The following is a 5,396-nucleotide window of genomic DNA, read 5'->3' on the forward strand; positions in this document are numbered from 1 at the left end:
ACCCTGGGCCTGCGCCAATCCGCGCATTAGCCAGGAGGAGATCGCCGAACATCTGAAGCGGATCCGCAACGACTATTGTCGGGGCGGGCTGCGCGACACGATGAACCGATTCGTTCCGCAGCCGGCCGGGCCGCGTTGCGCCCACATCCGGGTGCCGGAGGCACTGGGCTTGCATGAGCATACGGGCTCGATCGACGATGCGGTTGCCGATCTGCACCGTCGCATGCAGGATACAGTCACCAACATCGTCGCCGAGCTTGCAGCCAATGGCGGCTTCATTTTCTATCCGAATCCATTCTATCGTCACTGACATCAGCCGGGCCATGTGGCCGACTGTCGTGACGGATGGAAGGCAGACAGCAAGCTTTATGGCAGCCTATGTCGACGCAGCGATCTGGAACTGGGCCGGCCATCGCTGGTGCCATCTGTTGGCCGACGACACCGACGAGTTGCATCGCTTTGCCGCGCATCTTGGCGTCAAGCGCTCATCCTACCAAGGGCCGCCCAAGACATCGGCGCCGCATTATGACATAACCGGCTTCGAGCGTGACCGTGCGGTGCGGCTCGGCGCCATCGAATGCAGCCGCGAGGAGATCGTCGCGGTCTTCCGGCGGGTGCGGGTGCCGAACGGCAAGATAAAGCGCTGTCGGCAGCGCGCGGATCGTCGCACGCCGTACACAGGTCCCACGGCGCTTGCGTTTATCGCGCATCCCCTCTATATGCGCGCTCATTCCACACACGGACTTTGGTGTCTGCCCGGGAGAAATCCGGCTGAAACCTCCGGTGGCGTTCGAGGACAAAGTCCAAAAATGCCTGTGTCCGTGGAGGCTAACCGGAAAGGAACTTTGAATGGCACTGCCTGATTTCAGCATGCGCCAGCTTTTGGAAGCTGGCATTCACTTCGGCCACCAGACCCATCGCTGGAACCCGAAAATGGCGCCCTACATCTATGGCGCCCGCAACAACATCCACATCATCGACCTCTCGCAGACGGTGCCTTTGCTGCACCAGGCGCTGAAGCAGGTTTCCGACACCGTCGCCAAGGGCGGCCGCGTGCTGTTCGTCGGCACCAAGCGCCAGGCGTCCGACATCGTCGCCGATGCGGCACAGCGTTCGGCTCAGTACTACGTCAACTCGCGTTGGCTCGGCGGCATGCTGACCAACTGGAAGACGATCTCGAATTCGATCCAGCGCCTGCGCAAGCTCGACGAGATGCTGGCCGGCGAGGCGCAAGGGTTGACCAAGAAGGAACGCCTGAACCTCGACCGCGAGCGCGAGAAGCTCGACAAGGCGCTGGGCGGCATCAAGGACATGGGCTCGACGCCCGACCTGATGTTCGTGATCGACACCAACAAGGAAGCGATCGCCATTCTCGAGGCCAAGCGCCTCGGCATTCCGGTCGTCGCCATCATCGATTCGAACTGCGATCCGGACAAGATCGACTTCCCGATCCCCGGCAATGACGACGCGGCCCGCGCCATCCAGCTCTATTGCGATCTGATCGCCAAGGCTGCGATCGACGGCATTGCCCGTCAGCAGGGCGCGCTCGGCGTCGACATCGGCGCTTCGATCGAAGCTCCCGTCGAACCGGCGCTCGACCCGGCTCCGGCCCCGGCTGCAGACGCTCCGGAAGCTTGATAATCGAAGGCCGGTTGCGGCCTTCATCTTTCTCATATTCTGGCACGCTAAACAGACGCACCATCGAATACCGATGGTGCGTCGGTGCATTTAAAACAAAGAGGCGACAATGAGCATTTCGGCTGCACAGGTCAAAGAACTCCGCGACTTGACCGGCGCGGGCATGATGGATTGCAAGGCGGCGTTGACCGAGACCAACGGCAACATGGAAGAGGCCGTCGACTGGCTGCGCAAGAAGGGTATCTCCAAGGCTGACAAGAAGGCTGGCCGCACCGCGGCTGAGGGCCTGATCGGCGTCGACAACGGCGTGCGCGAGGCTGCCGTCGTCGAGGTCAATTCCGAGACCGACTTCGTTGCCCGCAACGCCGCGTTTCAGGAAATCGTCGCCAATGTTGCCAAGGTTGCGCTGGCCTACGGCACGACGGAAGCTGTGGCCGCCGCAAAGTATCCAGGTTCCGACAAGTCGGTTGCCGACACCATCAAGGACGCTGTCGGCACCATCGGCGAAAACATGGGCTTCCGCCGCTCGGCCAAGCTCACCGTCCCGCACGGTGCTGTCGCCACCTACGTCCACAACGCAGTTGCCGATGGTCTTGGCAAGCTCGGCGTTCTGGTCGCGATCGAGACCACGGGCAATGAGCATGCCGCCAATGCCTTTGGCCGCCAGGTTGCCATGCATGTCGCCGCCACCAACCCGCTGGCGCTGACGGCCGAGCAGATCGATCCGGCTGCGGTCGAGCGCGAGAAGGCGATCTTCGCCGATCAGGCGCGCCAGTCCGGCAAGCCGGAAGCGATCATCGAAAAGATGGTCGAAGGCCGCCTACGCAAGTTCTATGAGGAAGTCGTGCTCCTGAAGCAGGCCTTCGTGCTCAATCCCGACATCACTGTCGAGCAGGCACTGAAGGATGCCGAGAAGGAAATCGGCGCTCCGGCCAAGATTTCCGCCTATCTGCGCTTTGCGCTCGGCGAAGGCATTGAAAAGGAAGAGACCGATTTCGCGGCGGAAGTCGCGGCTGCGGTGAAGAAATAATCCTTACAAATAGCCCCTGAAGGGGCTTCTCAGCTCAGGCAACTCGGCCGGGTGTCCGCAAGGATGCCCGGCCGATTTCTTGTGCGGTGTCGATAAAGGCCCTGAGCTTCGGCGCCATTGACGCCCGGCGCGGGAAATAGAGGAATAGCCCCGGTTCCTCGATCGCCGTCTGCGGCAGCACCTGGACCAGGCGGCCCGCGGCAAGATCGGCGCGCGCCAGCGGCTCGAAGACATAGGCAAGCCCGACGCCTGCAAGCGCAAGATCGATTGCTGCGAGCGAATCCGTCACGACAACGCTGCCCCGCGTCTCCATGGCGATGTCCTTGCCATCCTCGATCAGATCCCAGCGATAGAGCGCACCGGAGCGGACGAGCCGGTAGCCAATACAATTGTGGTTCGCCAAATCGGCAACGCTGCTGGGACGGCCGTGCCGTCCGATATAAACGGGCGAGGCCACGATGACGACGGAGAACGGCGGCGTCAGCCGGACCGCGACCATGTCCTGGGCGATCATCTCGCCAAGCCGGATGCCGGCATCGAAGCCTTCGCCGACGATATCAACCAGACCCTGGTCAGCGAAGACCTCGACGGTAACCTCCGGATAGCGCTCGGCCATCGCGGCGACCACCGGCGTCACCGCCAATGGTATGGCGATGTTGGAGGCGTTGATCCTGAGCAGGCCAGACGGCCTGCCTTTGACGCTGCGGATACGGTCCATCCGCTCGGCAATATCCTGGAGGGCCGGAGCCGCCGTTTCCACCAGCGCCTTGCCGGCCTCGGTGAGCGAAACGCTGCGCGTCGTCCGTGCGAACAAAGGCTGGCCGATCCGCTCTTCGACAATGCGCACCGCATGGCTGACTGCCGAAGGGCTCATGCCGAGTTCGGCGGCGGCAAGCGCAAAGCCGCCGCGTCGGGCCACGGCGACGATCACAGGCAAGTGGGTGAGCAGGTCCCGGTACATTCATGCATGATATCGCATGGTCCATACGAACAATGCAATCTTATCGATGTCGACCGAGCGGTCCACATTGCCGGCCGCACGTCGGCGATGGGCTGATGGCATCGAGGAGAAAGAACATGAATGCGTTGAAGCGCGTAACTTTCGCGGCAGGCATGGCGTTGGCGCCGATGGACGCCGGCGGGGCGGAGCCATCAGACTGGCGGGCCCTCGCAGACGAACGCGCGGTCATTCGCATTGCCGATGCCATCGACCGGGCCGTCGACGCCCAGGACTGGAAGCTTGCACGCAGCTATTTCGCGGATCGGGCCACTGCCGATTTCAGCAGCCTTTCCGGACAGCCGGCGGCCAACATCGCTTCCGACGACCTGATTGGCGCCTGGGCGGCCAACCTCAAGGGCAGCAAGACAAGCCTGCATCTGCGCACCAATCACCAGGTCGTTCTCGAAGGGGACACGGCGACTGTCCTGTCGAACGGCTATGCCTGGAACCGGATGGAAGGCAATGGCGACCCGCTTTGGGAGGTCTGGGGCACCTATGAGCATCACCTGACGCGTTTTGCGGATGGCTGGAAGGTCGATGGCTTTGCGTTCCGCATGACACACGAGCGCGGCAATCCCTGGGTCAAGACCACTCCGGGCCAGTGACGCTCGGGCATCTATCACCAAGCATTGGAAGACGATTATGACCATGACCTACTACACTCTTGGCAACAGCGGCCTCAGGGTCAGCCGGCTGGCGCTGGGCACGATGACTTTCGGCACGGAATGGGGCTGGGGAGCCGACAGGGATACGGCGCGGGCGATGTTCGACGCCTATGTCGAGGCGGGCGGCAATTTCTTCGACACGGCGGATCTCTACACAGACGGCACGGCCGAAGCCTGGCTTGGCGAATTCATCGCCGAGCGCGGCTTGCGCGACATGGCGGTGATCGCCAGCAAGTTCACCATGAACATGCAGCCCGGCAATCCGAATGCCGGCGGCAATGGCCGCAAGAACATCATGCGGGCCGTCGATGCTTCGCTGAAACGGTTGGGGACCGACTATATCGATCTCTATCTCATGCATGTCTGGGACAGGCTGACCCCGGCCGAGGAGGTCATGCGCACGCTGGACGACCTGGTTCGGATGGGCAAGGTGCGCCATGTCGGTCTTTCGGATGTGCCCGCCTGGTATGCGGGCCGCGCACAGGCGATCGCCGAATTGCGCGGATATGAGCCGGTTTCGGCGCTACAGCTCGAATATTCATTGGCCGAACGCGCGATCGAGAATGAGTTCGTGCCATTCGGCACGCGCCATGGCGCCGGCATCATGGTGTGGAGCCCGCTGGCCAGCGGACTGCTGAGCGGCAAGTATCGGCCGGCTCAGGCCGGAACCGCGGGCCGGCTCGACGGATTTCGCAACTCGACGCATCCGGGGTTCCAAAAGTTCACGCAACGCAACTGGGCTATCGTGGCCGAACTCGAGAAGGTCGCATCCGAGATCGGCCGCAGCATGCCTCAGGTCGCGCTCAACTGGGTAGCGACGCAGCCGGGGATCGCGACCGTCATTCTCGGTGCGACGACGCTCAGCCAAATGCAGGACAATCTTGGCGCGCTGGATTTCGAGATTCCGAAAGCGCATCGCGACCGGCTGGAGAGGGTCAGCAGAACTCCAGCGCCGTTTCCCTATTCCTATTTCGGCGCGCAGATACAGGCGCGCGTCACCGGCGGCGCGACAACCGGCGACAAGCCCTCCAACTACGTGTCACCGGTGCTTATCGAAGGAGAG

At 62.6% G+C, this 5,396-nt stretch carries 5 protein-coding genes and 2 pseudogenes; 6 read left to right on the top strand and 1 reads right to left on the bottom strand.

What is annotated here, in order from left to right; genetic code table 11:
- The 4 genes and pseudogenes from EN969_RS15220 to tsf form a co-directional block, all read left to right on the top strand.
- Positions 1-310 (top strand): annotated as a pseudogene (locus tag EN969_RS15220) (hypothetical protein); the annotation flags it as partial.
- Positions 311-368: 58 nt separating this feature from the next.
- A pseudogene (locus EN969_RS15225) lies at positions 369-644 on the top strand (DUF4031 domain-containing protein); the annotation flags it as partial.
- A gap of 205 nt (positions 645-849) precedes the next feature.
- Positions 850-1,638 carry a 30S ribosomal protein S2 gene (rpsB, locus tag EN969_RS15230; protein ID WP_013531765.1) on the top strand — a complete coding sequence of 263 codons (789 nt, stop codon included), beginning with the start codon at positions 850-852 and terminating at the stop codon, positions 1,636-1,638.
- A 109-nt stretch (positions 1,639-1,747) separates the two neighbouring features.
- Positions 1,748-2,668 carry a translation elongation factor Ts gene (tsf, locus tag EN969_RS15235; RefSeq protein ID WP_013531764.1) on the top strand — a complete coding sequence of 307 codons (921 nt, stop codon included), beginning with the start codon at positions 1,748-1,750 and terminating at the stop codon, positions 2,666-2,668.
- Positions 2,669-2,702: 34 nt separating this feature from the next.
- On the opposite strand, the gene EN969_RS15240 is transcribed toward tsf, so the two are convergent.
- Positions 2,703-3,629, bottom strand: a complete 927-nt coding sequence (locus EN969_RS15240; protein ID WP_063167965.1) for a LysR family transcriptional regulator — start codon at positions 3,627-3,629, stop codon at positions 2,703-2,705.
- A gap of 116 nt (positions 3,630-3,745) precedes the next feature.
- Here EN969_RS15240 and EN969_RS15245 point away from each other — a divergent pair, with 116 nt between their 5' ends.
- Together EN969_RS15245 and EN969_RS15250 are read left to right on the top strand one after the other, a co-directional pair.
- Positions 3,746-4,273: a nuclear transport factor 2 family protein gene (locus EN969_RS15245; RefSeq protein ID WP_063167966.1), complete on the top strand. Its 528-nt coding sequence runs from the start codon at positions 3,746-3,748 to the stop codon at positions 4,271-4,273.
- Between the two features lie 37 nt (positions 4,274-4,310).
- A partial coding sequence (locus EN969_RS15250) for an aldo/keto reductase (protein WP_164758269.1) occupies positions 4,311-5,396 on the top strand: 1,086 nt, incomplete at its 3' end.

The sequence above is a fragment of the Mesorhizobium sp. M7A.F.Ca.CA.003.01.2.1 genome, assembly GCF_003998945.1.
Lineage (GTDB): Bacteria > Pseudomonadota > Alphaproteobacteria > Rhizobiales > Rhizobiaceae > Mesorhizobium > Mesorhizobium ciceri.

What these genes read in the sequence shown, in the direction of transcription:
- EN969_RS15240 (WP_063167965.1), bottom strand. Translation starts at nt 3,629, where the DNA reads ATGTACCGGGACCTGCTCACCCACTTGCCTGTGATCGTCGCCGTGGCC.
- tsf (WP_013531764.1), top strand. Translation starts at nt 1,748, where the DNA reads ATGAGCATTTCGGCTGCACAGGTCAAAGAACTCCGCGACTTGACCGGC.
- rpsB (WP_013531765.1), top strand. Translation starts at nt 850, where the DNA reads ATGGCACTGCCTGATTTCAGCATGCGCCAGCTTTTGGAAGCTGGCATT.
- EN969_RS15245 (WP_063167966.1), top strand. Translation starts at nt 3,746, where the DNA reads ATGAATGCGTTGAAGCGCGTAACTTTCGCGGCAGGCATGGCGTTGGCG.